Annotated in this window: 1 protein-coding gene; it reads left to right on the top strand. The window is 57.9% G+C overall.

The annotated features are described in order from the left end of the window. The first annotated feature begins 593 nt into the window (after window positions 1–593). Entirely contained in the window at window positions 594–1,151 is a 558-nt protein-coding gene (locus QN219_RS33705) for a flavin reductase family protein (RefSeq protein WP_284004750.1), read from the top strand. The last annotated feature ends 474 nt before the right edge of the window (window positions 1,152–1,625 follow it).

The raw sequence follows: 1,625 nt of genomic DNA, 5'->3' as shown, positions 1-1,625 counted from the left end.
ACCAGAGGCTCCGTAAGCTTCTGGCGGAAAAACTGCGCACGGAAAATGCCGACCTGCGCAAGAGACTCGGGCTGGATGAATAGGAGATCCGCAGCTCGCAAAAGCAACTGCTTGAAGGGCACCGCTGGACATCCACGCGGCCGATGGTTGCCATGCAAACAACCAATTTCTGCAATCTTGCCGACTGAGGCATAAACAACATCACCTTCACATGCGCCGAGCGGCCGCTGTTTTCGTTCCGATTGATGAGACCGCCTGATGGAGACAAAAGAAGGTCAGGATAGGGAGAACATTTTGCAATCGGTATATCGAAGACCTGCAGGTTACCCGCAGCGGGAACGCCGACCCCTCTACCCTGGTAACAGTTACCCCTGGACGACTGGACCTTCGCCAATTCGCCTCTACGCCAACTGGCACGCTTGAGCGAACGACAACCCGACGGGTGAACGCCGCAGGTTTTTATCGAGGGTCGCATTTCGAAGACAGTTCCTGGTCGAGCGCTCGACGGGGCAACCTGGAATAGAGCGAAAAGGCTTTTGGAGCCAAACTACAGCTGATACGAGTACAGCGAACCTCAACAAAGGAGCGACGGTATGTCAGACCAGCCTCCCGTACGCACGTTCGATTTCAAGGCAATTACAAACGATGGCCCGGACTATCAGGTGAACTCCGATAGTCTGAAGTGTGCATTGCGCAGGCTGGGCGCCGGTGTCAGTGTCATAACCACAGGGGAGGGCGAAGACCGTACCGGAGCAACTGTTACTTCGGCGACAGCCCTCTCAATCGTGCCGCCGTGCATGCTTGTTTCCCTCAATCGTTCCTCCTCGACATGGCGCGCCGTTGCACGATTCGGCCATTTTTGCGTCAACATCCTGGGCCACGCCCACGAGATGCTCGCGGATCAGTTTGCCGGCCGAGGCGGGCTGATGGGCGCGGACCGTTACCACGGTGCTGAATGGACGCAACTCATCAGCGGCGCGCCGGTCCTTGAGGATGCGGCGGCGGCCATCGACTGCGAGGTTGAGGAGGCCATAGAGCGGCACAGCCATGTGATTGTGCTCGGCCGGGTCGTCGGCATTAGTATCGGCAACGACGGTTCATTGGTTTATCGCGACGGCCGGTATTTTGCAGTCAGCGGGGTAGTGCGATAGACAGAGAGCGGACGGGCCTGTTGTCTGCCCCTGGCCGCCAAGTTCAAATGTCCGCACGAGCATGAAGCAGAATTTCACTTAGTGTCTGCCGCGCGGCATGGCGATCAGCCCCGGTCTGATCGGCTGGTCCGGGTTGCAAGGACGGATCCAGGCGGTCGATCAGTCATCGATCGGCTTTTAGCTCGACAGCCAGACCAGCGAGCGTTCTCAAACCGCCGCCTGGAAGATTCGTTGCCGAGAGATCGGCACGAAGTCAGCCACAACGCTCGGCCACTTGTCATAAAAAGTGAAAAATGCGGCGGGCGGTTTCGCGATCACGGCTGCAGAGACTTCGACGGCTCTTCCCTTGTGTGACAATGCGATGCTGCGAGCAGAAGCCGTCCACATGGGGTAATCGCGGGAGCGAGTCGCCCTGAAAAACAATCAAGCTTTGGAAGGTGGCTGTTCCCCGGTAGATGGAAATACGGGCTCACG

It is taken from the genome of Sinorhizobium sp. 8-89 (assembly GCF_030124325.1).
Classification (GTDB): domain Bacteria; phylum Pseudomonadota; class Alphaproteobacteria; order Rhizobiales; family Rhizobiaceae; genus Sinorhizobium.
Note: the sequence above shows the minus strand (reverse complement) of the source record. Positions and strands in the feature narration are given on the sequence as shown.

What these genes read in the sequence shown, in the direction of transcription:
- QN219_RS33705 (WP_284004750.1), top strand. Translation starts at nt 594, where the DNA reads ATGTCAGACCAGCCTCCCGTACGCACGTTCGATTTCAAGGCAATTACA.